This window comes from Schumannella sp. 10F1B-5-1 (assembly GCF_006517535.1).
Classification (GTDB): domain Bacteria; phylum Actinomycetota; class Actinomycetes; order Actinomycetales; family Microbacteriaceae; genus Schumannella.
Genome location: NZ_VHQH01000037.1, coordinates 24,969 through 49,353, shown reverse-complemented (window position 1 = coordinate 49,353; position 24,385 = coordinate 24,969). Strand labels below are relative to the sequence as shown.

The window sequence follows — 24,385 nt, the reverse complement described above, 5'->3', positions numbered from 1 at the left end:
GGTCGTTCCTCGATGCTTCATGCGCCGCGGTCATTCCTCGGTCGGCGGCTCGGGGCTGTCGTCGGTCGTGAGGTGGGGCGCGATGTCGCGTGGGTCGAGAGTGCCCGCGAGCACCTCGGCCACCTGCGCCACGATCGGCATCTCGACGCCGTGCGCGGCCGCGAGCTCGAGCACCGGGCCCACCGACGAAAGACCCTCGGCGGTCTGGTTCATCTGCTTCACGACGTCGGCGAAGGCGTAGCCCTGGCCGAGCAGGCGGCCCGCCGTGTTGTTGCGCGACAGCGGCGACTCGCACGTGGCGATCAGATCGCCGAGGCCCGCGAGTCCGCTCAGCGTCTCGGCGCGCGCGCCGTGCGCCACCGCGAAGTCGGTCATCTCGACCAGACCGCGGGTGATGATCGACGCCTTCGTGTTCTCGCCGTAGCCGACGCCGTCGACGATGCCGATCGCGACCGCGATCAGGTTCTTCAGCACGCCGCCGAACTCGGTGCCGATCACGTCGTTGTTCATGAAGCAGCGGAAGTACGGGTTCGTCGCCGCGGTCGCGACAGCCGCCGCGGTCTCCGGGCTCGACGAGGCGACCACCGAGGCGGTCGGCTGCTCCTTCGCGATCTCGAGGGCCAGATTCGGACCCGAGACGACCGCGATGCGGTCGGGATCGCATCCCAGCTCCTGCTGGATCACCTCGCTCATGCGATAGCGGGTGCCCTTCTCGACGCCCTTCATGAGCGACACCACGGGCACGCCGTCGGGGATGAGATCGCGCACGATGCGCAGGTTCTCGCGCAGCGACTGGCTCGGCACCGACAGGTAGACCTGCTCGGCGTCGTCGAGCACATCGTGCAGGTTCGAGCTGGCCCAGAGGGTGCGCGGCAGGTTGATGCCGCGCAGGTAGTCGCTGTTGCGCCGCGACTGGCTGATCTCCCTCGCCAGCTCGGGGCGCCTCGCCCAGAGGGTCACCTCGGATCCCCCGTCGGCCAGCACCTTCGCGAAGGTGGTGCCCCACGAGCCCGCTCCCAGCACGGCTACCTGTCGCATCGGACCCAGTCTGCCGCATGCATCGCAGCGGGGTGCGCCGCACCGCTCAGGAGCCCGCTCCCAGCACGGCTGCCTGTCGCATCCGCACCAGTCTGCCGCATGCTTCGCAGCGGGGTGCGCCGCACCGCCTAGGGTGAGCGCGATGGATGCCCGCCCCGCCGCCACGGCGACCGCCTCCGCCGCCCGGCGCTTCGCCGTGGGCGCGGGGCTGCTGCTGCGCGGCTTCGGCCTGTGGCGCACGCGGCCCGCGCTCATGCTGCTCGGCATGCTGCCGCCGCTGATCGTCTTCTCGGGCGGCGTGGCCCTGCTCGTCGCGGCGGCGTTCGGGCTCGGACCGCTGGTGACGTGGGCGACGCCCTTCGCCGACGGCTGGGATCCGGCGTGGTCGGCGCTGCTGCGCGGCGCCCTCGGCGCGCTGGTCTTCGTGGGTCTCGTCGCGATCGGCGTGCTCGCGTTCACGGGTCTCACGCTCGCGATCGGCGACCCGTTCTACGAGCGCATCTGGCGCGAGACCGAGGTGCTGCTCGGCGACGCTCCGGCGGGCGAGGGACTCGGCTTCGGCCGGGCGCTGCGGGATGCGCTGGTGCTCGTCGTGGCCGGCATCGGCGTCGGCGCGCTCGTGTTCGTCATCGGCCTCATCCCGGTCGTCGGCGGGATCGCGGGCACCGTGATCGGCACCGTTCTCTCGGGGCGCATCCTGGCGGCCGAGCTCGTGACGCGTCCGCTCGAGGCCCGCGGGATCGGCCGCCGCGAGAGCCGGGAGCTGCTGCGCGGCTCGCGCGCCGAGCAGCTCGGCTTCGGGGTGGCGACGCAGCTGCTGTTCCTCGTGCCGCTGGGCGCGATCGTGACGATGCCCGCCGCCGTGTCGGGGGCGACGCTGCTCGCGCGCCGCGCGCTCGATCGCGATCCGCACCACCGCGCAAGGCGCGAGGCTGATCCGCCGCGGCAGCCGGGCGCCGAGCGATGAGGCGTCAGGGCCGCCCGAACTCGCTCTGCCCGTGCTCAGACGGATCCCAGCGCTCGCTCGGCGGGGTCTCGCCGCGCAGCTCGCCCACGAGCTCCGCGATGCGCTGCATGAGCGCCTCGGTCACCTCGTCGGCGACCCGGTTGTCGAGCGGGCGCCCCGCCCACGGCGACAGGTCGAGCGGCTCCCCCACGAGCACCTGCACCGTCTGGCGCGGCACGATCTTCAGCCGCCCGCCGTACTGCGGCAGCACCTTCTGGGCACCCCAGTGCGCCATCGGGATGAGCGGGATGCCGTTCGCCAGCGCCGCCCGCGCCGCCCCGGTCTTGCCGCGCATCGGCCACAGCTCGGGGTCGCGCGTCAGCGTGCCCTCGGGGTAGATCACGATGCCGCCGCCCGCGGCGACCAGCTCGGCGGCCGCGGCCAGCGGGTTGCCGCCGCCGCGCATCCCCCGCTCGACCGGGATCTGCCCGAGCCGGCGCAGGATGCCGCCCACGATCGGGATGCGCAGGATCGACGCCTTGAGCAGGAACCGCGGCACCCGCCCCATCCGCGCGACCGACAGCCCGACCACGATCGGGTCGATGTTGGAGTAGTGGTTCGGCGCGAGCACGAACGCGCCGGTCTGCGGGACGTTCCGCTCGCCCCGGATGCGCAGCTTCGCCACCCGGGATGCGAGCGGCAGCACGGGCACGGCGAAGGCGCGCCAGCCGCGGTCCCAGTCGGGTCCGGTGCGGGGCAGGTCGACGTTCGTCGAGGCGCTCACGCTCGCAGGTCCGCGTCGCCGGCCGGCTCAGCCGAGCTCGAAGTCGGCACCGAGCGCCGTGAGCTTGTCGATGATGTGCTCGTAGCCGCGGCTGATGAGGCCGAGGTTGCTGATCGTCGAAGTGCCGTCGGCGACGAGCGCCGCGATCAGGTAGCTGAAGCCGCCGCGCAGGTCGGGCACGTGGACGTCGGCGCCGTGCAGGGCGGTCGGCCCCGTGATGACGGCCGCCTGCTCGAGGCGTCGACGCGGCACGCGCCGGGTGACCGACTCGAGCCCGTCCTTGTGCACGACGATGTCGGCGCCCATGTCGACGAGCGCATCCGTGAACCCGAAGCGGTTCTCGTAGACGGTCTCGTGCACGGTCGAGATGCCCTCGGCCTGGGTGAGCGCGATGATGAGCGGCTGCTGCCAGTCGGTCATGAAGCCGGGGTGCACGTCGGTCTCGACCTGCACCGGCTTCAGCGCGCCGCCCGGGTGGTAGAAGCGGATGCCGTCGTCGGCGACGTCGAAGGCGCCGCCCGCCTTGCGGAAGACGTTGAGGAAGGTCAGCAGCTCGGGCTGCTTCGCGTTCTCGACGAACACGTCGCCGCGGGTCGCGAGCGCGGCCGAGGCCCAGCTCGCGGCCTCGTTGCGGTCGGCGATCGCACGGTGCGTGTAGCCCTCGAGGCGGTCGACGCCCTCGATGAAGATCGTGCGGTTCGGCTCGACCCAGATGATCGCGCCCATCTTCTGCAGGATCGCGATGAGATCGAGGATCTCGGGCTCGATCGCCGCGTTCTTCAGCTCGGTCACGCCCTCGGCGCGCACGGCCGTGAGCAGCACCTGCTCGGTCGCGCCGACGCTCGGGTAGGGCAGCTCGATGTGCGCGCCGTGCAGGCCGTCGGGAGCCGTGATGGTGATGCCCTCGTAGCTCTTGTCGACGATCGCGCCGAACGCGCGCAGCGCATCCATGTGGAAGTCGATCGGGCGGTCGCCGATGCGGCAGCCGCCGAGGTCGGGGATGAGCGCCTCGCCCAGGCGGTGCAGCAGAGGCCCGCAGAACAGGATCGGGATGCGGCTCGAGCCGGCCAGCGCGTCGATCTTCGCGAAGTGCGCCTTCTCGACGTTCTTCGGGTCGAGCACGAGCGTGCCGTCCTCGGGGCTCGACACGGCGACGCCGTAGGCCTCGAGCATGCGCGTCACGATGTCGACGTCGCTGATCAGCGGCACGTCCTGCAGCACGCTCGGCGTCTCGCCGAGCAGCGCCGCGACCATCGCCTTGGTGGCGAGGTTCTTCGCGCCGCGCACGCGGATGCGCCCGCGCAGCGGCTTGCCGCCGTGCACGGTGATGCGATCGGCCGTGAGCCCGACCCGCTCGCCGGACTTGACCGCGTCCTTCGCGAGCGATGCCGCCTGATCTGCTGCCACCCGGGCGTCCTCCTAGCGTGCCGGGAGGGTCCGCGGCCGCCAGGCGGCGCGCGTCTCCTCGAAAGCGGTGATCTTGTCTTCGTCGCGCAGCGTGAGGGCGATGTCGTCGAGGCCCTCCATGAGACGCCAGCGCGTGTAGTCGTCGATGTCGAAGGGGAAGCTGACGTCGCCGACCGAGACCGTGCGGGCCTCGAGGTCGACGGTCGCGTCGACACCGGGGTTCGCGTCGATCGCGGCCCACAGCACCTCGACCTGCTCCTCGGTGACCATTCCTGTCAGCAGCCCCTGCTTGCCCGAGTTGCCGCGGAAGATGTCGGCGAAGCGCGGGCTGATCACGGCACGGAAGCCGAAGTCGCGCAGCGCCCACACGGCGTGCTCGCGGCTCGAGCCGGTGCCGAAGTCGGGGCCGGCGATGAGCACGGTCGCGCCCTGGAACTCGGGGCGGTTGATCACGAACTCGGGGTCCTGACGCCAGCCGTGGAACAGCGCGTCGTCGAAGCCGGTCTTGGTGACCCGCTTGAGGAACACGGCGGGGATGATCTGGTCGGTGTCGACGTTCGATCGCTTCAGCGGCACGGCGGTGCCGGTGATGACGCTGACCTTCTCCATCAGGCGACCGCCTCTCGCGCGTCGGCCGACGCATCCACCGCATCGGCCGCGACCGCGGCATCCGCCTCGAGGTCCCACGGCGACGACAGCGTGCCGCGGATCGCGGTCGCCGCGGCGACGACCGGCGACACCAGGTGGGTGCGACCGCCCTTGCCCTGACGCCCCTCGAAGTTGCGGTTCGAGGTGGACGCGCAGCGCTCGCCCGGGGCGAGCTGGTCGGGGTTCATGCCCAGGCACATCGAGCACCCGGCGAAGCGCCACTCGGCGCCGAAGGCCTCGACGATCTTGTCGATGCCCTCGGCCTCGGCCTCGAGGCGCACGCGGGCGGAGCCCGGCACGACCATGACGCGCACGCCGTCGGCCTTCTTCTTCCCCTGGATGATCGACGCGAAGGCGCGCAGGTCCTCGATGCGGCTGTTGGTGCACGAGCCCATGAAGACCGCGTCGACCGCGATCTCCTTCATCGGGGTGCCGGCGGCGAGGTCCATGTACTCCAGCGCGCGCTCGGCGGCGGCGCGGGCGTTGGGCTCGGCGATCTGCTCGGGGTCGGGCACGCTCTCGCTCAGCGAGACGCCCTGGCCGGGGTTGGTGCCCCAGGTGACGAAGGGCTCGAGCTCGTCCGCGTCGAGGAAGACCTCGGCGTCGAAGACGGCGTCGTCGTCGCTCTTCAGCGTCTCCCAGTAGGCGACGGCGTCGTCCCAGTCCTGACCCTCGGGCGCATGGGCGCGCCCCTTCAGGTAGTCGTAGGTCGTCTGATCGGGGGCGACCATGCCGGCCCGGGCGCCCGCCTCGATCGACATGTTGCAGATCGTCATGCGGCCGTCCATCGACAGCGAGCGGATCGCGCTGCCGCGGTACTCCAGCACGTAGCCCTGCCCGCCGCCGGTGCCGATCTTGGCGATGACGGCCAGGATGATGTCCTTCGCGGTCACGCCGGGGCGCAGCTCGCCCTCGACCGTGATCGCCATGGTCTTGAAGGGCTTGAGCGGCAGGGTCTGCGTGGCCATGACGTGCTCGACCTCGCTCGTGCCGATGCCGAAGGCCATCGCGCCGAAGGCGCCGTGGGTCGAGGTGTGCGAGTCGCCGCAGACGACCGTGATGCCCGGCATGGTGAGGCCGAGCTGCGGGCCGACGACGTGCACGATGCCCTGCTCGATGTCGCCGAGCGAGTGGATGCGCACGCCGAACTCCTCGGCGTTGGTGCGCAGCGTCTCGATCTGGGTGCGGCTCGTGGGGTCGGCGATGGGCCGGTCGATCGCGAGGGTCGGGGTGTTGTGATCCTCGGTGGCGATCGTCAGGTCGACACGGCGCAGCGGGCGACCGGCCTGACGCAGGCCGTCGAAGGCCTGCGGGCTGGTGACCTCGTGCACGAGGTGCAGGTCGATGTAGATCAGGTCGGGCTCGCCGTCCTTGCCGGCGACGACCACGTGGTCGGCCCAGACCTTCTCGGCGAGGGTCTTCGGCGCCGCCTTCGCGGTGACGTCGGCGGCGGATGCGGCCTCAGCGGCGACGCGCTCGGAAGCGCGGCGCTCCGCGGCGGCGGATTCGGTGCTCATGCGTTTCGGTCCTTCTTCGACTTCGATCGGTGTCGGCCCACGACACACTCCGCGACGAGGGAGGCCGGGGACTAGGCCTCGTCGCGGCGACGAAGGAGAAGGAGCCGATCGAGCATCGCGTCAGGTTACCACCGTCGTCTCGGCGTCCGCCGACGCGGCCGACGGGGCCTCGGCCCAGTACGCGGCCTGCACGATCGAGTCGAACAGGCCGAGCATGACGTCCTGCAGGGGCACGAGCGGCGTCGAGAAGGTGACGAGCACGAAGCGGCGTCGGCCGGGCACGGCGAGCCAGTAGTCGGCGACGAGCGTGCGCCGCTCCTCGGCAGCCCAGGGCACCTCGTCGGGCACCGAACCGGCCGGGCGGTCGGACTCGGCGAGCGGGGTGACGAGGGTGCGGTGGATGCGCAGCCCCTGCGTCACCGGGGTGTCGAGGCGCTCGGCGCTCTCGATCCCGTTCACGCCGAGCGATCGGAGCCCCTGCTCGATCAGGTCGACCACCGCATCCGGACCCGTGCCGAGCACGGGCGTCAGCCGCTGCTCGGGCAGGAACACGGTGAAGCTCGTGGGCAGAGGCGCGTCTTCGACGATCTCGAGCGCGAGATAGGTCATGACCCCGCCGCCGTCGCGGGCGGCGAGCGCGGCGGCGCGGGTGCGCTCGCGCAGCTGGGCGCGCAGCACCGCCCGATCGTCCTGCGGGCCGATCTTCCGCCGGGCGAGGCCCCGCAGCGACTCCTCGAGCGCGGTCGGGTCGGTCAGCGGAACCGGCCACCACTCCCCCGGCAGCCGGAAGCGCAGCTGGGGCAGCGGCGGCTCGACCCGGTCGCTCGGCGCGGTCGACGACGCGGATGCGACGGGCTCAGCCATCCGAGTCCGCTCCCGTCGACGGGCGGGCGCCGTAGCGCTGAGCGAGCTCGCGCGCCGCGACCCGCAGGCGCACGCCGTCGACGATCTGGGGGTCGTCGATCCCGAGGGTCTCGGCGACGGCCGCCATGTCGACGCCGTCCACCTCCGAGAGGCTCGGCCGGGCCGGCGGGTCGCTCAGAGCGAGCGAGATCGAGATGTGGTCGATCCCGTTCGGCGCCGACTCCCACACCGCCGCGAGCGCCGCGTCGACGATGTGCGCCGCGGCGCTCTCGTCGGCGCCCGGCGCGTAGAGGCGCGTCGCGACAGCCAGGCTGCGCAAGCCCCCCGACTCCTTCACGAGCACGTCCGTGGCCTCGGGAACCGCGGCGCGCACCGCCGCCTCGACCACCTCGGCATCCTGCGCCGTGTCGGCCGGCGGCTGCGCGGGAGCGCAGGCGGAGAGCCCCAGCGCCACCGCCGATCCGACGACCACGGCCGTCAGCCCGCGTGATCTCATCCCTCGGCCCCCTCGTAGCGGTACACGGTCTGGTCTCCTTCGAAGAACACGGACTGCTCGTCCTTGATCGCCTGCACCCGCGGATCGGTCGAGGTGTCGACGTGGTTCGCCGCGGTGCTCTGGTACTCCGCACCATCGTGGTACTTCGGGTCGTTCGGCGGGTCGAGCTGCGGCGCCGGCTGCACGACCGTGACCCAGTTGGGACCCTGGTGCGGCGGCGCGCTGACCGGTCCGTCGAGGATCACGACCGGCTCGCTGAACGCACTCGGTCCGGTGTGCTGGATCGCCATGACGCTGACGCCGTCGGGGATCGGCATGGCGTCGATCGGCGCCCCGGCGACCGAGATCGCGGTGATGTTGAAGGGGCTGTCGGGGTCGCTCGCCATCTTGCCCGCGAGGATGCCGCCCTGACTCCAGCCGCTCATCATGACCTCGTCGTCGGGTCCGATCCCGGCGCGCAGCATCGCCTGGGTCACGGCGCGCTCGTAGGCGGCCTGCTGACTCGGGGTCAGCATGAGGGCCAGGTTCGAGCCGAAGTCGTTCATGGCGCCGTAGTCGCCGTGCGCGGCCTTGCCGGCCATGCCGCCCGCCCACTCCCAGTCCTGGGTGCTCGGCACGTTCACGCGCCAGCGCACGGTGCCGTCGGCATCCACGACCTTCGTGATCTGCACCACCGTCGAGTCCTCGCCGCCCGTGTCGTCGAGGTCGACGTTGGTCGCCATGAGGTCGGAGTAGGCGCTCCCGGGCGCGCCGCTGTCGCCCTCGTGCGGATATCCGGCGACCGGGTTCATGACCGGCGTCGGCGTGCCCGGCTCGCGCATCAGCACGCCGCCGAGCGCGAGGGCGATCGCGAGGATCAGCACCGACCCGAGCCCGGGGCTGATCAGCACGGCCAGCCACATCTCGGGAGGGAGGTTCGCGAGCACCTCGGCGACGAGCGAGATGTAGGTGACGATCGCCGAGAACGCGTCGCCGATGAACTCGACGATAGCGACGAGCCCCTCGAGGATCGGCTCCAGGATCGATCCCACCCAGGCTCCGACGCCCTGCAGCCAGCCCGGCAGCGCGCCGACGACATCGGCGATGCGGTCGCGGATGCGGTCGTTCAGCGCGTCGAAGGTCGGCTCGATGCGCTCGATCGCGATGCGCGCGGCGGCGTCGCGGTAGTCGACGGCGCGGTCGTAGGCGGCCTGGGCGCTCGCGACGTCGCCCTGGGCGGCATCCACCTGCTCGCTCAGTCGCTGCAGCTCGCGGCGGCCCTCGTCATCGCCCGGCGGCGGGCCGGGGTTCCAGCTGTAGCCCTGGTCGTACTCGCTCATCTTGCGGGTGTGCGCGGCGCGGGCGTGGTTGAGGTCGGTGCTGGCGTTGTCGTAGGCGTCGATCGCGTTGTTCGCCGAAGTCTGGGCGCTGTCGAGGGCGACCGCGTACTCGCTGAGCGCCACGGCGGTCTCGCGATAGCGGGGCTCGGCCTTCGCGACGTGGCGCCCGGTGTCGTGCGCGCGCTCCTCGAGCGCGTCGATCGCGGCGCCGGCCGATCCGGTGCCCGACGCGAGCGAGGTGAGCTTGGCCGAGATCGCGGCGATGCTGTCGGCGATGCCGGTGTAGCGGGTGCCGTAGCCGGCGACGCCGTCAGGATCGCCGGGCAGCGGGGCGAGGGCGCTCACTGCGGTTCGTCCATCGTGCCGGCGAGCTCGAGGTCGGCCTCGCTGAAGGTCTGCAGGATCGTGTCGACCGCATCCGCGACGTCGTCGATCTCGGTCTGCAGCTTCTCGCGGCGGATGTTCCACTTGCCGGCGAAGTCGCGCACCGTGCCGGCGAGATCGTCGTGACCGACCATCCCGGCGACGTCGTCGCTGAAGCGCTCGGCGTGGGAGAACTCGCGCGAGACCCGGTTGAGCTCGTCGAGCAGGGTGTGGAGACGGTCGCCGTCGATCCGGAGGTCGGCCATGACCACACCGTAGCGACGATCCCTCGCATCCGGGGATGGGGAGTGCTCCCCGTGCGTGTCCGGTCGGAGCTCGGCGGCGCCCGGCTCAGTCGCGCGAGGCGCCCAGCTGGAAGCTGCCGAGCTCGATGACGGCCGGGTCGCCGACGACGACGCCGTCGGGATGCGCGACCTTCTGGCGCAGACCGTCTGCCGTCACGGCGACGCCGTTGGTCGAGGCGAGGTCGATCAGGCGCAGCTCGTCGCCGACGACCACGAGCAGAGCATGGGTCTTCGACACCGAGCGGTCGGGGTCGGCGATGAGCACGGCCTGCGCGTCGGGCCAGCGCTCGGGGGCGCTGGGGTTGCGACCGAGAACGAGGCCCGCCGTCGTGACCGGATGCTGCACGCCGCCCGGCAGCTGGATCGACCAGCCGGGGCGCAGCACGGGGTTCTCGCCCGTCGGCACATCGGCTTCGGCGCTCGTGCGCGGCACCGGCGGAGCGGCGGGCGACGAGCCGGGCGCGGCGGACGCCGGAGCAGCGGCGGGCGCCGGAGCGGCCGCGGGCGGCGAGCCGAAGGGGAACGCCGGCGCCGACGGCGGCCGATTCGGCGAGAGCCGACGTGTCGACGAGTCGTGACCGACCTCGTCGCCGCGGGCGGGCGCGGGCTCGACCGGCGGCGCCGGCGGCTCGGGCAGCAGGCCCGGCGGCGGCGTGATGAGGAACCGCTTGTCGTCGCTCATGTCGGTGCGCCCTTTCCGTCGCAGATGCTAGCGCGCGCGACCCCGATGGGGAGTCATCCCCATCTTCGGGGGAGGAATCGAGCGACCCTCGACGGATAGGGTTCCGAGGGGTGCACAGCGATGCCCCGGGGGTGAGAGGGAGGCAGCGTGCGACTCAAGCTGACGCTGAGACGTGACTCGGGTTCGAGCGACGACATCGTCATCACGACGGATGCGGCGGCGACGATCGCCGAGGTCGCCGGAGCCATCCGCCGAGTCGATCCCTCATCTCCCGGACCCGCCGAGCCCGGGTCGCTCACGCTGAGCGCCGTGCTGCCCGGCTCGAGCCAGGCGCTCGTGCTGCCGCCCGACGGCCCCGTCGGCGAGTCGTGGATCGGCTCGGGCGCGACCGTGCAGCTCGTCGACGCCGGGCGCTACTTCTCCCCCGCCTCGGTGGGCCGCGGCCACACGGTCGCGCGCATCACGATGCTGACCGGCTCGCAGAGCGGCAAGGTCGTCGAGCTGCAGGCCGGAACGACGGTCGTCGGCCGCGACCCCGGCTGCGACCTCGTGATCGACGACCCGCTCGTGTCGAAGCGTCACCTGCGCCTCGAGGCGGATGCGGCGGTCGAGCTGGTCGACCTCGGCTCGGCCAACGGCGTCGAGGTCGACGGCGGCATCGTCACCCGTCTGCGCATCGAGAAGTCGGAGACGGTGACGATCGGCGACACGGCCATGCGCATCGACGTCGACCAGGAGGTCGCCGAGCTCGGCGGCGCGCCGACCGCCGGCCCCGTCTACTTCAACCGCTCGCCCGCGGTCGAGCCGCGCTACCCCGGCCAGGAGTTCCCCGGACCCGAGGTGCCCAAGGAGGGCGACGGCCAGCCGTTCCCGTTCCTGTCGATGGTGGCCCCGCTCGGCATGGGCGTCGGCCTCTACATCGTCACGCGCAATCCGCAGTCGCTGCTGTTCGTGGCGATGTCGCCGCTGCTGATGATCGGCAACTACATCACGCAGGCGCTCAACCGGCGGCGCAAGAAGCGGCAGTCGATCGAGAAGTTCGACGGTCACCTCGAGAAGCTGACCGAGTCGCTCGCCGAGGAGAAGGTGACCGAGCACGAGCGCCGCCACCGCGAGGCGCCCTCCACCGAGGAGGTGCTCGACGCCTCGCTGCACCGCGACACGCTGCTCTGGACCCGCCGCCCCGAGCACTGGTCGTTCCTCAATGTGCGGCTCGGTGTCGGCCGCATGCTCTCGCGCAACAGCATCCAGTCGAAGAGCGAGGGCAACGACACCCTGCCCGACTACCAGGAGCGCTTCGACGAGGTCGCGGGCGAGAACAGGCACGTCGAGCAGGTGCCGCTCGTCGACAACCTGCACGACTCGGGCGCGATCGGCATCGCCGGCCCCAACGCGCAGGTCGTCGGCGCCGCCAATGCCCTGCTCGTGCAGCTCACCGGACTGCACTCCCCCGCCGAACTCGCGATCGCGGCGCTCATCACGCCGGCCTGGTCGAACGGCTTCGACTGGCTGAAGTGGATGCCCCACACCTCGTCGCCGCACAGCCCCATCCAGGGCAGCCACCTCGCCGACAGCGCCTCAAGCGGCGCCGCGCTGATCAGCGCGATCGAGGAGCTCGTGACCCGCCGCCTCGCGGCGCAGAAGGGCGACGCCGGCCGACGCGGGGCGACCACCGAGGAGCAGACCGCCCTCGACCGCGGCGCCGTGGTCGGCGAGTCGCAGACCTCCGCCGGCACGCGCTCGCCCATCCCGGCGCTCGTGCTGCTGATCAGCGACGACGTCGCCGTCGACCGCGCCCGCCTCGTGCAGCTCGCCGAGCAGGCCGCCGACGCGGGCGTCTACCCGATCTGGCTGGCCTCCGAGCAGAAGGACCTGCCGGCCGTCTGCCGCACCTTCCTGTCGCTGCCGGTGCCCGGAACCACGGTGATGGCGCCGAAGCCCGAGGAGAAGGCCGAGCGCCCGCCGGTCGGCTCCAAGGCGGCGCGCAAGCTGTCGAAGAAGAAGGCCAAGGAGCGCAAGGCCGAGGCGAAGCGCCGCAAGAAGGGCCTGCCGCCGCTGCCGCAGCCCGAGGTCGAGATGATCCCGACGCTCGCGACGCCGACCGTCGGTTTCGTGCGCCTCGGCGACACGATCGAGAACGTGCTGGTCGACTTCGTCGAGCCCGACCGCGCGCTCGACTACGCCCGCCGGCTCGCGCCCGTGATCGACGCCGGCGCCCTCGTCGCCGACGCGAGCGACCTGCCCCGCTCGATCTCGCTCATCACCCTGCTCGGCCACGAGCTGGTCGAGACCAGCGAGGCCGTGATCGACCGCTGGCGGCAGAACGAGTCGATGCACGACCGCACCCCGGGCATCCAGCCGAAGCGCCGCAAGGCCGGCAAGCTGCGCGCCATCGTGGGCAGCGCGGGTGTGGATGCGATGCACCTCGACCTGCGCACGCAGGGCCCGCACGCCCTCGTCGGCGGCACCACCGGCGCCGGCAAGAGCGAGTTCCTGCAGGGCTGGGTGCTCGGCATGGCGGCCGAGTACAGCCCCGACCGCGTCACCTTCCTCTTCGTCGACTACAAGGGCGGATCGGCATTCGCCGACTGCGTGAGCCTGCCGCACTGCGTCGGCCTCGTCACCGACCTGAGCCCCCACCTCGTGCGCCGCGCGCTCACCAGCCTGCGCGCCGAGCTGCACCACCGCGAGCACCTGCTCAACCGCAAGAAGGCCAAAGACCTGCTCGAGCTCGAGAAGCGCGGCGACCCCGACAGCCCGCCCGCGCTCGTGCTCGTGATCGACGAGTTCGCCGCCCTCGCCGGCGAGGTGCCCGAGTTCGTCGACGGCGTCGTCGACATCGCCCAGCGCGGCCGCTCGCTCGGCATCCACCTGATCATGGCCACGCAGCGCCCCGCCGGCGTGATCAAGGACAACCTGCGCGCGAACACGAACATGCGCGTCGCTCTGCGCATGGCCGACGAGTCGGACAGCCAGGATGTGGTCGGCATCAAGGAGGCCGCGCACTTCGACCCGGGCATCCCGGGCCGCGGCGTCGCCAAGACCGGCCCCGGCCGCCTCGCCCAGTTCCAGTCGGCCTACGCGGGCGGCTGGACCAGCCGCGAGCCCGAGGCGGCCGAGGTGCAGGTCTCGGAGCTGCGCTTCGGCGGCGAGATCCGCTGGGAGGAGCCGCGCTCCGACGCGCCCTCGGAGGAGAAGGACCTCGGCCCCACCGACCAGCAGCGCCTGGTCGCCTCGATCATCAAGGCCGCCTCCGGGGCCCAGCTGCCCGCCCCGCGTCGACCGTGGCTCGACGAGCTGGCGAGCGTCTACGACCTCGGCCGGCTGCGCCAGCGCACGGATGCGGAGCTGCTGCTCGGCGTCAGCGACATGCCTCAGGCGCAGCGGCAGAGCCCCGTCTACTTCCTGCCCGACGTCGACGGCCACCTGTCGATCCTCGGCACGGGCGGCACCGGCAAATCGGCGGTGCTGCGCACGCTCGCCGGCGCCGCCGCGATCACCCCGCGTGGCGGGCCCGTTCAGGTCTACGGCCTCGACTTCGGCGCCGGCAGCTTGCGCATGCTCGAGCAGCTGCCGCACGTCGGCGCGATCATCAACGGCGACGACACCGAGCGCGTCATCCGCCTGTTCCGCCGCCTCAAGGAGGAGCTCGAGAGCCGCGCCCCGCGCTTCGCCGAGGCGAACGCCTCGAGCATCGCCGAGTACCGCGGGCTGACCGGGCGCACGCAGGAGCCGCGCATCCTGCTGCTCATCGACGGCTTCCCGAACTTCCGCGAGGACTTCGAGATCCCCGCCGGCCGCTCGCAGTGGTACTCGGTGTTCGAGGACATCCTCAGCGACGGCCGCCAGCTCGGCATGCACGTCGCCCTCACCGCCGACCGGCCGGGTGCCGTGCCCACCGCCGTCGGCTCGAACATCCAGCGCCGCGTCGTGCTGCGCCTCGCCGACGACAGCTACGGCATGGTCGACGCGCCCAGCGACGTGCTCAGCACCGCCTCGCCCGCCGGTCGCGCGATCGTCGACGGCCTCGAGACGCAGATCGCGATCCTCGGCGGCAGCCGCGTCGTCGCCGAGCAGTCGACGGCGACCCGGATGCTCGGCGAGGCCATGCGCCGCGCCGGCGTGCCCGAGGCTCCCGGCGTCGGCTCGCTGCCGAAGGAGTACGTGCAGTCGACGCTGCCCGACCAGCTCGGCGGCCAGCCCGTGATCGGCCTCAGCGACGTCGACCTCGGCCCGTGGGGCTTCGAGCCCGTCGGCACGCTGCTGCTCGCCGGTCCGCCCGCGAGCGGCCGCAGCACCGCGCTCGAGACGATCGCCCAGGCCATCGGCCGCGCCGAGCCCGAGACCCGGCTCTACTACATGGGCAACACGCGCTCGAACGTCGGGCGCTCGCGGGAGTGGGTCGACGCGGCCACCACGCCCGAGAAGGTCGCCGAGCTCGCCAAGCTGCTCGTGGATGCGGTGACCGACCCCGACACGGAAGGGCGCATCGCCGTCGTCGTCGAGAGCATCGGCGACTTCCTGCAGACGCCGGCCGACTCGCCGCTCGTCGAACTGATCCGGGCGATCAAGCGCAGCGACCACTTCCTCCTCGCCGAGGGCGAGACCTCGTCGTGGAGCTCGTCGTGGCCGCTGCTCGGCGAGGTCAAGAACGCCCGTCGCGGCCTGCTGCTGCAGCCCGAGGCGGTCGAGGGCGACATCCTGCTCAAGACGGCGCTGCCGCGCATGAACCGCTCCGAGTTCCCGCCCGGACGCGGGGTGCTCATCGCCAAGGGGAAGGCCGTGCGCATCCAGCTGCCCCTCGTCGGGTGAGCGGATGGGGAGGCCTCCCCATTCAAGTTCCGCTCACTCTCGGGATAGCGTCTGAGGAGCGCGCGGCACCGCCGTCGCCCCGGAAGGAAGGCCTCTCGTGTCGGATCTGAAACTCGACCTGCAGCTGCTGCACCAGCTCAAGGACGACCTCGAGGCGATCGTCAAGGAGTTCAAGAACGCCGAGGACTTCAGCGACGGCGTCGCCTCCGCGACCGGACACGACGAGCTCAGCGGGCTGGTTCACGACTTCGCCGAGAAGTGGAACATCAAGCGCGAGAAGATGCTGAAGAACGTCGAGACGCTGCAGCAGCAGATCGCGGCGATCAGCGACAACTTCACCTCGGTCGACAAAGATCTCGCCAAGGCGCTCGAAGACGCCGCCGCCGACGTCGCCAAGAACAACCCGGACGCCGTCCCCTCCTGACCCGCCGCCACGCGGCACCCACGAGACGACACGACGCGAGACGAGAGAGAAGCGAGATGAGCGACAGGGAGTTCGAGCCCCTCACCGGCAATTGGAGCAAGCTCGACGAGAAGGGCACCCACTACCAGGAGATCGGCTACGCGATCATCCGCTCGGTGGCGGCGCTGAAGAAGCTGCAGGACACCGGCGACATGGTCAGCAAGGCCGTCGACAAGGTGCGCGACACCGCCGGCGACGTGCACGACGACATCACCAAGGCCTCCGACCGCTACACGCACACGGCCGCGGCGCTGATCACCTACTCCTCGAAGCTGAAGGCCGCGCAGGAGCTCGCCGACACCGCGATCGAGGCGCTCAACACCGCGCAGTGCGCGCTGGATGACGCGAAGACCGATGAGAAGAACGCCAAGGACAAGGCCGAGACCTGCTCCGACGAGGACCAGAAGGCCAGCGACACCGCCGTCGAGGACGCCGGCACCGCGGTCACCACCGCGAGCACCCGGGTCACGAACGCGCAGGACGACTGGCGCACCGCGCGCACCAAGAAGAACACCGCCGCCGGAGAGGCCATCACCGCGATCAAGGTCGTGACCGAGGGCCGCCTCGTGCACGACCTCAAGGACAGCCGCTGGGACAAGATCAAGCACGTCGCCGGCAAGATCGTCGAGGTCGTCAAGGTCATCTGCGAGATCGCGGGGGTGCTGGCGATCTTCCTCTCCTGGGTGCCGGTGCTCGGCGCCATCCTGGTCGGCCTCGCGATCCTCGGCGCCGTGATCACACTCGTCGAGTCGATCGTGAACCTCTGGCACGGCGGCAGCTGGACCGACGTGCTGTTCGCCGTGGTCGGCGTCGCGCTCGCCTGCTTCGGCGGCAAGATCGCCACCTACCTCGGCAAGCTCGCCAAGTTCAAGGCCGTGACCAAGCTCAACAAGTTCCAGTTCACGAGCGCCGGCTTCAAGCTGACGAAGACGAAGACGCTCAAGGGGCTCGGCGGCACCTTCAAGCACGGTCAGAGCCAGGGCTTCAAGACGATGATGAAGGAGATCCGCAACCCCTTCGATCTGAAGCTCGGCGAGGGCGCGAAGTTCTCCGAGAAGTTCCTCTCCGGCCTCAAGAGCGGCTGGGGCGACTTCAAGGGCAACCCGCTCGGGCTCAAGCTCGGCGACGGCGACACCCTCGCGGCGTTCAAGAACCTCGACTGGGGTGTCAACAAGGTCGGCCTGATCGTGGCCGACGGCCGCACGGTGCTGAGCAAGGGCCAGGGTCTCTGGAACGCCGGCGACGACATGTTCGGCGGCGGCCAGCACCAGATCGAGATCAAGCCCGAGGGCGTGCTCAAGGCCGGCGGCAACGCGATCGAAAGTAGGATCCGGGGATGACCGGTCGTCAGTTCGAGATCGCCTCCTACAGCTGCGACATCCCCGGCGGATGGTGGCAGATCCCCCTCGAGGGCGCCGACGACGTCGACTCCCGCACCTGGGCGAACCGCGTCGTCGCCGAGGTCGAGGAGCAGGCGGAGCAGGTCGGCGAGATCGGCGGTTTCGCCGATCAGCTGGTCGAGCTGCGACGCCGACTGCTGGCCGACGGGGTCGCGACGGCTGTCGTCTCGGTGCGGCCCGAGTTCGAGGTCTCGATCGGCTGCCTGCTGACGATCGACCAGTTCGCCATGGACGCCGACGACGGCCCGGAGGTCTTCGCCGCGATGCTGCAGCAGGGCGCCGAGACGATGGCGCCGGGCAACCGCAACCACGTGGCCGAGGTGTGGAGCGAGCGTCAGGACGACCGCACGGTCGTGGGCCTCTACCAGCGACTCGACATCGCCTCCCTCGACGACGACCTCGCGACGCTCGAGGAGCGCACCATGTTCGGCGTCTTCCCCGACGCCGCGGTCGACATGGTGCGACTGACCTTCACCGTCGCCGACCTCGGCGTCTTCGACGACATGCGCGCCGAGACGGGCGCGATCGTCCGCTCGCTCACGACCGAGCTGACGGCGGTGGCGGCATGAGCGACGCACGCCGCTGGCGGGCCGACCAGGACCGCATGTCGGTCATCCTGCCGGGCACGTGGGCGAACATCCCGCTCGACGACCCCGAGGCCGGCGAGGCGCTCATCGCGCGCCTCGTGAAGAAGCAGGTCGGGCGCGACGACCGACTCGCGACGACGCGACGCGACGCGAAGGTGCAGCTGCTCAAACTGGCACGGGATGCGCGCGAGGCCGACGCGGTGCAGCTGGCCGTGTCGCTCGAGCTCATGCCGGGCCTGCCGTTCCCCGCCTCGATCATGTCGGTCTACAAGCCGTGGTCCGAGAGCGCGCGCGAGAGCGGCCTGACGCTGCCGCAGCGCCTGGACCGGATGGCGCCGGGCGGCGAGGTGCTCGAGCTGGAGTCCGGGATCGCGATCCGCTCGGTCGAGGTCGTCGACATCCGCGTCGGCGAGTCGACCCAGCCCGACATCAAGCTCGAGTACCACGTGCTCGTGCCCGACGCGTCGCAGCTGCTGCAGGTCGTCGTCGACGTGCCGATCGAGAGCGAGCCGGAGCCGGTGGTGGCGCTCTTCGACGCGATCGTGGACTCGATCCGATGGTTCGACCAGCCGAACGGGACGAGTGCCGAAGCGAGCTGATCCGGCGACCGTCCGCCTTCCCCCGCCCTGGCCGTTCTACGCGGCCGGGGCGATCGCGCTTGCGCTGGGGGTCGGCTCCCTGATCCAGCTCCTGCTGACGAGCGCCGCCGGCGACGAGCTCAGCGGGCTGTATCGCACGGTCGCCGACGACATCCCCCGCGAGGCGATCCCCGGGTGTCTCCTTCTCGTCGCTCTGGCGGGGATCTTCACCGGCGAGCTCCTGCGCCGCGCATCCTGGCGCTTCCGCGAGATGCGCGTGCTGCAGGGCGGAGCGTCGCGGGTGCGCATCCGGCGCCTCCCGCTCGGCGTCGTGATCGCGTGGGCGGTGGTCCCCGTGGTGATCTGGGCCGCGCTCGTGCTCTGGCCGGTCGCGGCTCCGCCGCCGCGCGCCTCGGAGGACTTCTGGTTCCTCACCCTGTTCTACGGCTTCATCGCCGGCGGGGTCGTGGGGGTGTTCCTGATCTCGCTGCTCAAGCGGCTGCTCCGCCGTGCCGGGGTGGCCCGCGAGAAGGCCCCCAGCGCCGCCTGGAAGACGCTCTCGGGCTCGTGGCGCATCGAGCACTGGATCGGCTTCCTCGGCGCCGCCCTCGTCGCCGTCGCGCCCTTCGCGGCGCTCCCCGAGGACACGGGGCTGATGCCCGTCGAGCTGGCCGTGATCGTCGCCGTGCTCGGAGCGCTGCTGCTCGTCGTCGCCGGCATCGTCACCGCCGCGGGCCTGCGCGCCGGTCTCGACGAGACGATCGCCGACTCGGTCGTCTGACCGGCGGCACCCCGACCTCGCTCCACGACACCGGGCCCCCGTCCCGCGACGCATCGGACCTCGCTGACGACCCGGGATGGGTCGGTCCGATGCGCCGCCGGACGGGGGCCCGGTGACAGACGAGGGGCGCGGTCGGATCCGAGGATCCGGCCGCGCCCCGACGTCGTGAGGCGACTGAGATCAGCCGCCGATGCCCTTGGCGAGCTCGCTGTCGACGTTCTGCAGAGCGTCGGCGGCCTTGGTGAGGAACTGCGACATCCCGTCGAGGCCGTTGACCGCCTCGGTGGTGCCCTTGGTGAACTGCTCGTACGAGGTGTGGAACGCGCCCGACGCGGCGTCGGTCACGAAGCCGCCCTGAACGAGTCCGTTGACCAGCGTCTGCAGCTCGGTGAGCTTCGCGGTGATGTCGTCCTTACCGGCGATGAGACGGTTGGCGGCATCGGTCATGTCGCTGTACGTGACGTTGACGTTCGGCATTAGTGGATCACTCCCTAGTTCGGTCCTGAGGCCATCCCTCTCAGGTGACCAAGTGCCTTCAATCTACGTGGTGCGTAGGAATTCTCGGAATGGGGACCACTCCCCATTCGGCTCCCCTACAGCTCGGGCGCGCCCGGGTCGCGTCGGCGCGCGGCCGTGGCGGCGTCGGAGAGGCGGCCGGCCCAGCGCCGCACGGCGCCGATGCGGTAGCGGCTGAGCAGGCGGCGCCCGCGTCCGACGCTCGTGCCGGCGCCTGCGACGACGCCGAGCGCCTCGTCCCAGGCGGCGTCCACGCGCTCGGGGGCGACGTCCTGTCCGGCGAACACGGCCTGATCCGTCCGCTCCGCGAGCAGTGTGACGCTCGACCCGCCCTCGGCGCCGAGCCCGGGCGCGAGCCCCTGCGCCACGAGCGGCCGCGTGACGCGCGTGGGCGCGTCGAAGCCGAGCTCGCTCAGGCGGTCGACCATCTCATCCCAGGCGCCGGCGACCGAGCGGTCGCCGCCCGGGCGGCGACGTCGACCCATGCGGCGGCGCTTCAGCAGGGCGATGACGAGCATCGGCAGGAAGACGATCGCGAGCGGTATCAGGATGCTCAGCGCGAGCGGGATGACCCACGCCGGCAGCTGGAACAGGCTGTCGTCGTCTTTGTCGGAGTCGTCGATCTCGACCGGCGTGATCAGGTCGTCCTGGTCGTTCTCGGTGCGCGGAGGCTGACGCACCTGCGGCTGCGGCTCGGTCTTGGGCTTCGGCGTCTGATCCTGCGGCACGTCGGTGTCGTCGGGCGTCGGGTCGAAGGCGAGCCAGCCGACGCCCTCGAAGGCGACCTCGACCCACGCGGTGACGTCGTCGCCGGTCACCGTCACGGGGCCGCCGCCGTCGGCGATGTCGGGCTTGAAGCCCATCACCACGCGCGTGGGCATGTTGAGGCTGCGCGTCATCAGCGCCATGAGCGACGCGTACTGCTCCTCGTCGCCGACCATGTGCTGCGCCTCGACCATCTCGGCCATCCGATCGGAGCCGTGGCCGGCGCGCGAGGGCGCCTGATCGGAGGCAGTGCCGTGACTCAGGTAGCCGGTCGTCGAGAGCCGCTCGGCGATCGCGCGCACCTGCTCGATCGGGGTCTGCTTGCCGTCGACCCACTCGCTCGCCTTGGCGGCCACGACATCCGGGATGTTGCGCACCGGCGGCAGGGCCATGGACGCGGTGGGCACCTTCTCGAGGTCGGCGTCGTTCACGGCACGTTGGGTGACGGCCTCGACGCGGTACTCGTCGCCCTTCTTCAGCCCGGTCGTCATGACCGCGGTGCCGGTGACGCCGTTGTAGCGCACGTCCTCGCCGGTTCCGCTGCGCACGTCGCCGACGTCGAGGCCGGTCGCGTAGCCGGTGTCGGGGATCCAGACGTCGCTGTAGCCGTCGACCGTCACATCCAGGTCGCGGGTGCCGCCGCGGGTGATGAGCGACGGCGCCGGCATGGTGCGGCCGACGAGGCGGAAGCTGCCCGAGCCCTGCACGTCGACGTCGGCACCCGCGACGCCCCAGACCACGCCGTCATAGGTGTCCATGGTCGCGAGCCGGATGCGGTCGCCGGACTTCAGGCCCGACACCGTGAAGAGCTTCGTCTCGTCGAGGTCCTTGGTGTACTTGCGGAAGCCGGCCAGCGGAGCCGGGTAGTCGAGCGGCTCGAACGGCGGCTGCACCTGCTCGCGCAGCACGAAGCGGTTGTCGGGCGGCGGGGCCAGCAGCGTGCCGCCGACGGCGCCCACGATGACGGCCGCGACGACGACGATCGCGGTTCCGGCGATCTTGCGGCGCAGCATGGGGCTGCCGCTGCCGACGTTGAGGCGACCTCCCTCGCGGCGGCGCCAGCCCAGCCAGATGAGGGCGATGCCGGCGAACGCGACGCCGCGCACCGCCGCGAAGTAGGGCTCGTCGGTGCCGAGCAGCACGCCGGCGACGTAGACCACCGCGGGGCCGATCAGCAGCAGCGACGCGCGCCAGACCGTGCGGCGCCGGTCGGCGAGCCAGCGCAGCGCGAGCGTGACGCTGACCAGGCTGACCAGCCAGGTGCTGACGTAGGGCACCGCGTTGACGTAGTAGGGCAGGCTGACCGGCGCGCGCAGCGTGATGAGGTCGGCCCAGCCGAACACGGCGCCGACCGCGAGCCCCGAGAGCGTCTGCAGCGTCGGCAGCACGTGCAGCAGCGCCTGCTCGGGGATCGCGAGCGCGCTGCCGAGCAGGAAGTAGGCGACGACCGCCATCGCGACCGTGGTGAGGGCACCGAGGCGGTAGCGAGCGGCGAGGAACGCCACTCCCCCGCCCACGACGATGCCGCCGACGCCCGCGAGCAGGTAGCCGAAGTCGGTGAAGGCGGTGCCGAGCCCGACCAGGCCGATCAGGGTCAGGGCGACGATGACGCCGACGTCGGTCCAGCTGCGCAGGCTGACCGCGCGCGGGGCGGGGCGGGTGCGCGCGGCGGCGGGGCGCGCATCCCCCGGACCGCCGGCGTCGGGCGGCGATGGCAGGGTCTCGGGCGACGCGGCGCTCACGACATCCTCCGCACGATCTTCTGCAGGTCGGCGAGCTCGCCGACGGTGCCGACGCGCAGGCCGCTGATCGAGGCCAGGCGCGGCGTCGCGCCGACTTCGGTGCGGAAGCCGACCGTCTGGGTGTCGAGGCCGAACAGGCGCTCGATCGAGCGGAAATCGGTGAGCGGCATGAGCGAGCCGGCGACGATCATCGCGACGCTCGGCGGCGGTAGGCGCAGGGTGGCCTGGCGGGCGAACTCGCGCGGCGTCGGGAATGGGCTCGCGACCGGCTCGAGGCGGCAGCTGTCGTCGAGCATCGCGGTGAGCGTCATCGTGCGCAGCTGCTGCACCTCGCTGACCACGTTCACGCGGGTGCCGTCGCGGATGACCTGCTGGGCGAGCGAGGCCATGACTGACACCGCCAGCTCGTACTCGACCTCGTCGGCGTACCAGCGCCGGTCGGAGCTGAACACGATCGTGAGCTGCGAGCGGCGGGTCTCCTCGAACTGCCGCACCATGAGCTGCCCGGTGCGTGCCGAGGTGCGCCAGTGCACGTAGCGGCGGTCGTCGCCGGGCTCGTAGGCGCGCAGCGCGTGGAACGAGATGTCGTTGTTCGTGATCGTCTTCGTGGTCTCGCCTTCGAGATCGCGCACGAGTCCGGCCGCGCTCGGCGCGAGACGGGTGGTGAGCGGATGCACGAACAGCTCGACCGGGTCGGTCCAGCGCACGGTGCGGCGCAGCAGGCCGAGCTGGTCGCCGCGCACCGAGACGGCCGGACCGGCGACGATGACGGCACGACGGTTCGTCGGAACGGCGAACAGCTCCTCGTGCTCCGCCTCGGGCCGCAGCGGCGGCACGATGAACTCGGCGAGCCCCGCGCCGACCGGCAGCTCGATGCGGGCCGGGGTGCTGCGCTTCGGCTTCGTGTTGGTCACGAGCATCCGGCCGAGGGCGCGATCGCCGGCGACGACGCGGCGCGGGGTCAGCTCGATCAGCACGCGGAAGCTGGCGCGGCCGAAGACGAAGGCGACCGCGACGAGCAGACCGGCGAGCAGGGTCACGGCCAGGTAGACGAACTCCTGCCAGCCGAGCAGGAATCCGGCGACGCCGAAGGCGAGAGCCGCGGCCAGCACGAGCCAGCCCATCGCGCTGACGACCGCGAGCCGGGGACGCAGCACGCCCCAGAGCCGCGCGGCCAGCAGCCCGACCACGCGGGCGACGCTCGCGATGCGGGCGCCCGTCGCCGGCATCCAGCGCAGCCAGGCCGGCCATCCCCGTCGAGCCCGCCGGCGCGCACGCGACCGCGCCGCCGCGGGATCGCTCCCGGGCGGCGGGGTCGGCGCCGACGTCGGCGGCTCGAGGGTCGTGGTCATGCCGCGCGGTACGCGGGCGGCTCGACGTCGACGAGGATGCGGTTGACGATGTCGATCGCCGACACCCCCGCGAACTCCGACTCCGGGTCGACGATGATGCGGTGGGCGAGCACCGGCACGGCCAGCTCGCGAACGTCGTCGGGCGTGACATAGCCGCGCCCGCGCGACAGCGCCCAGGTCTTGGCGGTGCGGGCCAGCGCGAGGGCGCCGCGCATGCTGACGCCGAGCACGACGTCCTTGTGGGTGCGCGTGCCGGTCACGATCGCCTGCAGGTACTGCATGACCGAGGGGTCGACGAACACGTCGCTCGTCAGCGCCGACATGCTCGCGACCGACTGGGCGGCGATGATCGGCGAGACCAGCGTCGCGCGGGCGCGGTTCGACGACTCCATGAGCAGCGAGACGGCGGTCGCGTCGTCGGGGTAGCCGAGCGAGGTCTTCATGAGGAAGCGGTCGAGCTGCGCCTCGGGCAGCGAGTAGGTGCCCGCCTGCTCGACCGGGTTCTGCGTCGCGATGACCATGAACGGGGCGCCCACCGAGTGGCCGACGCCGTCGACCGTCACGACGCCCTCCTCCATGACCTCGAGCAGCGCCGACTGCGTCTTCGGGCTCGCACGGTTGATCTCGTCGGCGAGCACGATCGAGGCGAAGATCGGCCCCTTGTGGAACTCGAAGACGCCCTTGCCCTGGTCGTAGATCGTGACGCCGGTGACGTCGGAAGGCAGCAGGTCGGGCGTGAACTGCACACGCGAGTTGCTGCCGTCGATCGTGTTCGCCAGCGCCTTCGCCAGCACGGTCTTGCCGGTGCCCGGGTAGTCCTCGAGCAGCACGTGGCCCTCGCTGAGCAGAGCGGTCACGACCAGGCGGATGACCTCCTTCTTGCCGAGGATCGCCTGGTCGACGTTGTCGACGAGTTTCGTGAACGCGTCGGCGAACCAGGCCGCCTGTTCTTCGCTGACGGGCATCATGCTCCTGTTCGGGTGCGGGTGCGGTGGATCTCGGGGCGCGAGGGGACGCGGC

The 24,385-nt window shown here is 71.7% G+C and carries 21 protein-coding genes; 7 read left to right on the top strand and 14 right to left on the bottom strand.

All coding sequences use genetic code 11. From position 1 onward, the window contains the following. Nucleotides 1-30: 30 nt before the first annotated feature. The gene (locus FJ658_RS08355; protein ID WP_141144930.1) at nt 31-1,038 is read right to left on the bottom strand and encodes an NAD(P)H-dependent glycerol-3-phosphate dehydrogenase; all 1,008 of its coding nucleotides are present in this window, start codon (nt 1,036-1,038) and stop codon (nt 31-33) included. A gap of 142 nt (nt 1,039-1,180) precedes the next feature. On the opposite strand from FJ658_RS08355, the gene FJ658_RS08350 reads away from it, so the two are divergent. Next, nucleotides 1,181-2,005: an EI24 domain-containing protein gene (locus FJ658_RS08350; protein ID WP_255447638.1), complete on the top strand. Its 825-nt coding sequence runs from the start codon at nt 1,181-1,183 to the stop codon at nt 2,003-2,005. Between the two features lie 4 nt (nt 2,006-2,009). On the opposite strand, the gene FJ658_RS08345 is transcribed toward FJ658_RS08350, so the two are convergent. The 9 genes from FJ658_RS08345 to FJ658_RS16105 form a co-directional block, all read right to left on the bottom strand. Continuing rightward, nucleotides 2,010-2,768 (bottom strand): 1-acyl-sn-glycerol-3-phosphate acyltransferase, encoded by a 759-nt coding sequence (locus FJ658_RS08345; RefSeq protein ID WP_255447637.1) that lies wholly within the window; start codon nt 2,766-2,768, stop codon nt 2,010-2,012. 27 nt (nt 2,769-2,795) lie between these two features. Further along, a complete protein-coding gene (gene murA, locus FJ658_RS08340) occupies nt 2,796-4,175 on the bottom strand; it encodes a UDP-N-acetylglucosamine 1-carboxyvinyltransferase (protein ID WP_141144929.1) in 1,380 nt (459 codons plus the stop codon). 12 nt (nt 4,176-4,187) lie between these two features. Beyond that, on the bottom strand, nt 4,188-4,784 hold the full coding sequence (leuD, locus tag FJ658_RS08335; protein ID WP_141144928.1) for a 3-isopropylmalate dehydratase small subunit: 597 nt from the start codon (nt 4,782-4,784) through the stop codon (nt 4,188-4,190). Beyond that, nucleotides 4,784-6,340: a 3-isopropylmalate dehydratase large subunit gene (gene leuC / locus FJ658_RS08330; protein ID WP_141144927.1), complete on the bottom strand. Its 1,557-nt coding sequence runs from the start codon at nt 6,338-6,340 to the stop codon at nt 4,784-4,786. Before leuC ends, leuD begins: the two co-directional genes overlap by 1 nt. 120 nt (nt 6,341-6,460) lie before the next feature. Beyond that, complete coding sequence (locus tag FJ658_RS08325) at nt 6,461-7,204, bottom strand: hypothetical protein (RefSeq protein WP_141144926.1); 744 nt, start codon at nt 7,202-7,204, stop codon at nt 6,461-6,463. Then, the gene (locus tag FJ658_RS08320; RefSeq protein ID WP_141144925.1) at nt 7,197-7,700 is read right to left on the bottom strand and encodes a hypothetical protein; all 504 of its coding nucleotides are present in this window, start codon (nt 7,698-7,700) and stop codon (nt 7,197-7,199) included. The genes FJ658_RS08325 and FJ658_RS08320 overlap by 8 nt, the downstream gene beginning before the upstream one ends. Continuing rightward, entirely contained in the window at nt 7,697-9,364 is a 1,668-nt protein-coding gene (locus tag FJ658_RS08315; protein ID WP_141144924.1) for a putative T7SS-secreted protein, read from the bottom strand. Before FJ658_RS08315 ends, FJ658_RS08320 begins: the two co-directional genes overlap by 4 nt. After that, on the bottom strand, nt 9,361-9,648 hold the full coding sequence (locus tag FJ658_RS08310) for a hypothetical protein (protein WP_141144923.1): 288 nt from the start codon (nt 9,646-9,648) through the stop codon (nt 9,361-9,363). Before FJ658_RS08310 ends, FJ658_RS08315 begins: the two co-directional genes overlap by 4 nt. Before the next feature lie 85 nt (nt 9,649-9,733). Further along, the gene (locus tag FJ658_RS16105; RefSeq protein WP_181408385.1) at nt 9,734-10,369 is read right to left on the bottom strand and encodes an FHA domain-containing protein; all 636 of its coding nucleotides are present in this window, start codon (nt 10,367-10,369) and stop codon (nt 9,734-9,736) included. Between the two features lie 147 nt (nt 10,370-10,516). Here FJ658_RS16105 and FJ658_RS08295 point away from each other — a divergent pair, with 147 nt between their 5' ends. From FJ658_RS08295 to FJ658_RS08270, 6 genes are all read left to right on the top strand, one after another. Further along, nucleotides 10,517-15,181: an FtsK/SpoIIIE domain-containing protein gene (locus tag FJ658_RS08295; RefSeq protein WP_141144920.1), complete on the top strand. Its 4,665-nt coding sequence runs from the start codon at nt 10,517-10,519 to the stop codon at nt 15,179-15,181. Nucleotides 15,182-15,278: 97 nt separating this feature from the next. Beyond that, nucleotides 15,279-15,605 carry a hypothetical protein gene (locus tag FJ658_RS08290; protein ID WP_141144919.1) on the top strand — a complete coding sequence of 109 codons (327 nt, stop codon included), beginning with the start codon at nt 15,279-15,281 and terminating at the stop codon, nt 15,603-15,605. A gap of 56 nt (nt 15,606-15,661) precedes the next feature. Continuing rightward, nucleotides 15,662-16,984, top strand: coding sequence for a putative T7SS-secreted protein (locus tag FJ658_RS08285; RefSeq protein WP_141144918.1), 1,323 nt, complete (start codon nt 15,662-15,664; stop codon nt 16,982-16,984). Continuing rightward, nucleotides 16,981-17,613 carry a hypothetical protein gene (locus FJ658_RS08280; protein WP_141144917.1) on the top strand — a complete coding sequence of 211 codons (633 nt, stop codon included), beginning with the start codon at nt 16,981-16,983 and terminating at the stop codon, nt 17,611-17,613. The genes FJ658_RS08285 and FJ658_RS08280 overlap by 4 nt, the downstream gene beginning before the upstream one ends. Next, on the top strand, nt 17,610-18,230 hold the full coding sequence (locus tag FJ658_RS08275) for a hypothetical protein (RefSeq protein WP_141144916.1): 621 nt from the start codon (nt 17,610-17,612) through the stop codon (nt 18,228-18,230). Before FJ658_RS08280 ends, FJ658_RS08275 begins: the two co-directional genes overlap by 4 nt. Beyond that, nucleotides 18,214-18,990, top strand: coding sequence for a hypothetical protein (locus tag FJ658_RS08270; protein WP_141144915.1), 777 nt, complete (start codon nt 18,214-18,216; stop codon nt 18,988-18,990). Before FJ658_RS08275 ends, FJ658_RS08270 begins: the two co-directional genes overlap by 17 nt. 180 nt (nt 18,991-19,170) lie before the next feature. Here the strand turns inward: FJ658_RS08270 and FJ658_RS08265 are convergent, their stop codons facing one another. The 4 genes from FJ658_RS08265 to FJ658_RS08250 form a co-directional block, all read right to left on the bottom strand. After that, nucleotides 19,171-19,467: a WXG100 family type VII secretion target gene (locus FJ658_RS08265; protein ID WP_141144914.1), complete on the bottom strand. Its 297-nt coding sequence runs from the start codon at nt 19,465-19,467 to the stop codon at nt 19,171-19,173. A 116-nt stretch (nt 19,468-19,583) separates the two neighbouring features. Beyond that, nucleotides 19,584-22,013 (bottom strand): transglutaminase domain-containing protein, encoded by a 2,430-nt coding sequence (locus FJ658_RS08260; RefSeq protein WP_141144913.1) that lies wholly within the window; start codon nt 22,011-22,013, stop codon nt 19,584-19,586. Continuing rightward, a complete protein-coding gene (locus FJ658_RS08255; protein WP_141144912.1) occupies nt 22,010-23,365 on the bottom strand; it encodes a DUF58 domain-containing protein in 1,356 nt (451 codons plus the stop codon). The genes FJ658_RS08260 and FJ658_RS08255 overlap by 4 nt, the downstream gene beginning before the upstream one ends. Next, a complete protein-coding gene (locus tag FJ658_RS08250) occupies nt 23,362-24,330 on the bottom strand; it encodes a MoxR family ATPase (RefSeq protein ID WP_141145035.1) in 969 nt (322 codons plus the stop codon). Before FJ658_RS08250 ends, FJ658_RS08255 begins: the two co-directional genes overlap by 4 nt. Between the last annotated feature and the right edge of the window lie 55 nt (nt 24,331-24,385).

Excerpts from the sequence above, each read along its gene's own strand:
- FJ658_RS08285 (WP_141144918.1), top strand. The coding sequence starts at position 15,662 with ATGAGCGACAGGGAGTTCGAGCCCCTCACCGGCAATTGGAGCAAGCTC.
- FJ658_RS08325 (WP_141144926.1), bottom strand. The coding sequence starts at position 7,204 with ATGGCTGAGCCCGTCGCATCCGCGTCGTCGACCGCGCCGAGCGACCGG.
- FJ658_RS08265 (WP_141144914.1), bottom strand. The coding sequence starts at position 19,467 with ATGCCGAACGTCAACGTCACGTACAGCGACATGACCGATGCCGCCAAC.
- leuD (WP_141144928.1), bottom strand. The coding sequence starts at position 4,784 with ATGGAGAAGGTCAGCGTCATCACCGGCACCGCCGTGCCGCTGAAGCGA.
- FJ658_RS16105 (WP_181408385.1), bottom strand. The coding sequence starts at position 10,369 with ATGAGCGACGACAAGCGGTTCCTCATCACGCCGCCGCCGGGCCTGCTG.
- FJ658_RS08255 (WP_141144912.1), bottom strand. The coding sequence starts at position 23,365 with ATGACCACGACCCTCGAGCCGCCGACGTCGGCGCCGACCCCGCCGCCC.
- FJ658_RS08355 (WP_141144930.1), bottom strand. The coding sequence starts at position 1,038 with ATGCGACAGGTAGCCGTGCTGGGAGCGGGCTCGTGGGGCACCACCTTC.
- FJ658_RS08310 (WP_141144923.1), bottom strand. The coding sequence starts at position 9,648 with ATGGCCGACCTCCGGATCGACGGCGACCGTCTCCACACCCTGCTCGAC.
- FJ658_RS08275 (WP_141144916.1), top strand. The coding sequence starts at position 17,610 with ATGAGCGACGCACGCCGCTGGCGGGCCGACCAGGACCGCATGTCGGTC.
- FJ658_RS08350 (WP_255447638.1), top strand. The coding sequence starts at position 1,181 with ATGGATGCCCGCCCCGCCGCCACGGCGACCGCCTCCGCCGCCCGGCGC.
- FJ658_RS08320 (WP_141144925.1), bottom strand. The coding sequence starts at position 7,700 with ATGAGATCACGCGGGCTGACGGCCGTGGTCGTCGGATCGGCGGTGGCG.
- FJ658_RS08280 (WP_141144917.1), top strand. The coding sequence starts at position 16,981 with ATGACCGGTCGTCAGTTCGAGATCGCCTCCTACAGCTGCGACATCCCC.
- FJ658_RS08250 (WP_141145035.1), bottom strand. The coding sequence starts at position 24,330 with ATGCCCGTCAGCGAAGAACAGGCGGCCTGGTTCGCCGACGCGTTCACG.
- leuC (WP_141144927.1), bottom strand. The coding sequence starts at position 6,340 with ATGAGCACCGAATCCGCCGCCGCGGAGCGCCGCGCTTCCGAGCGCGTC.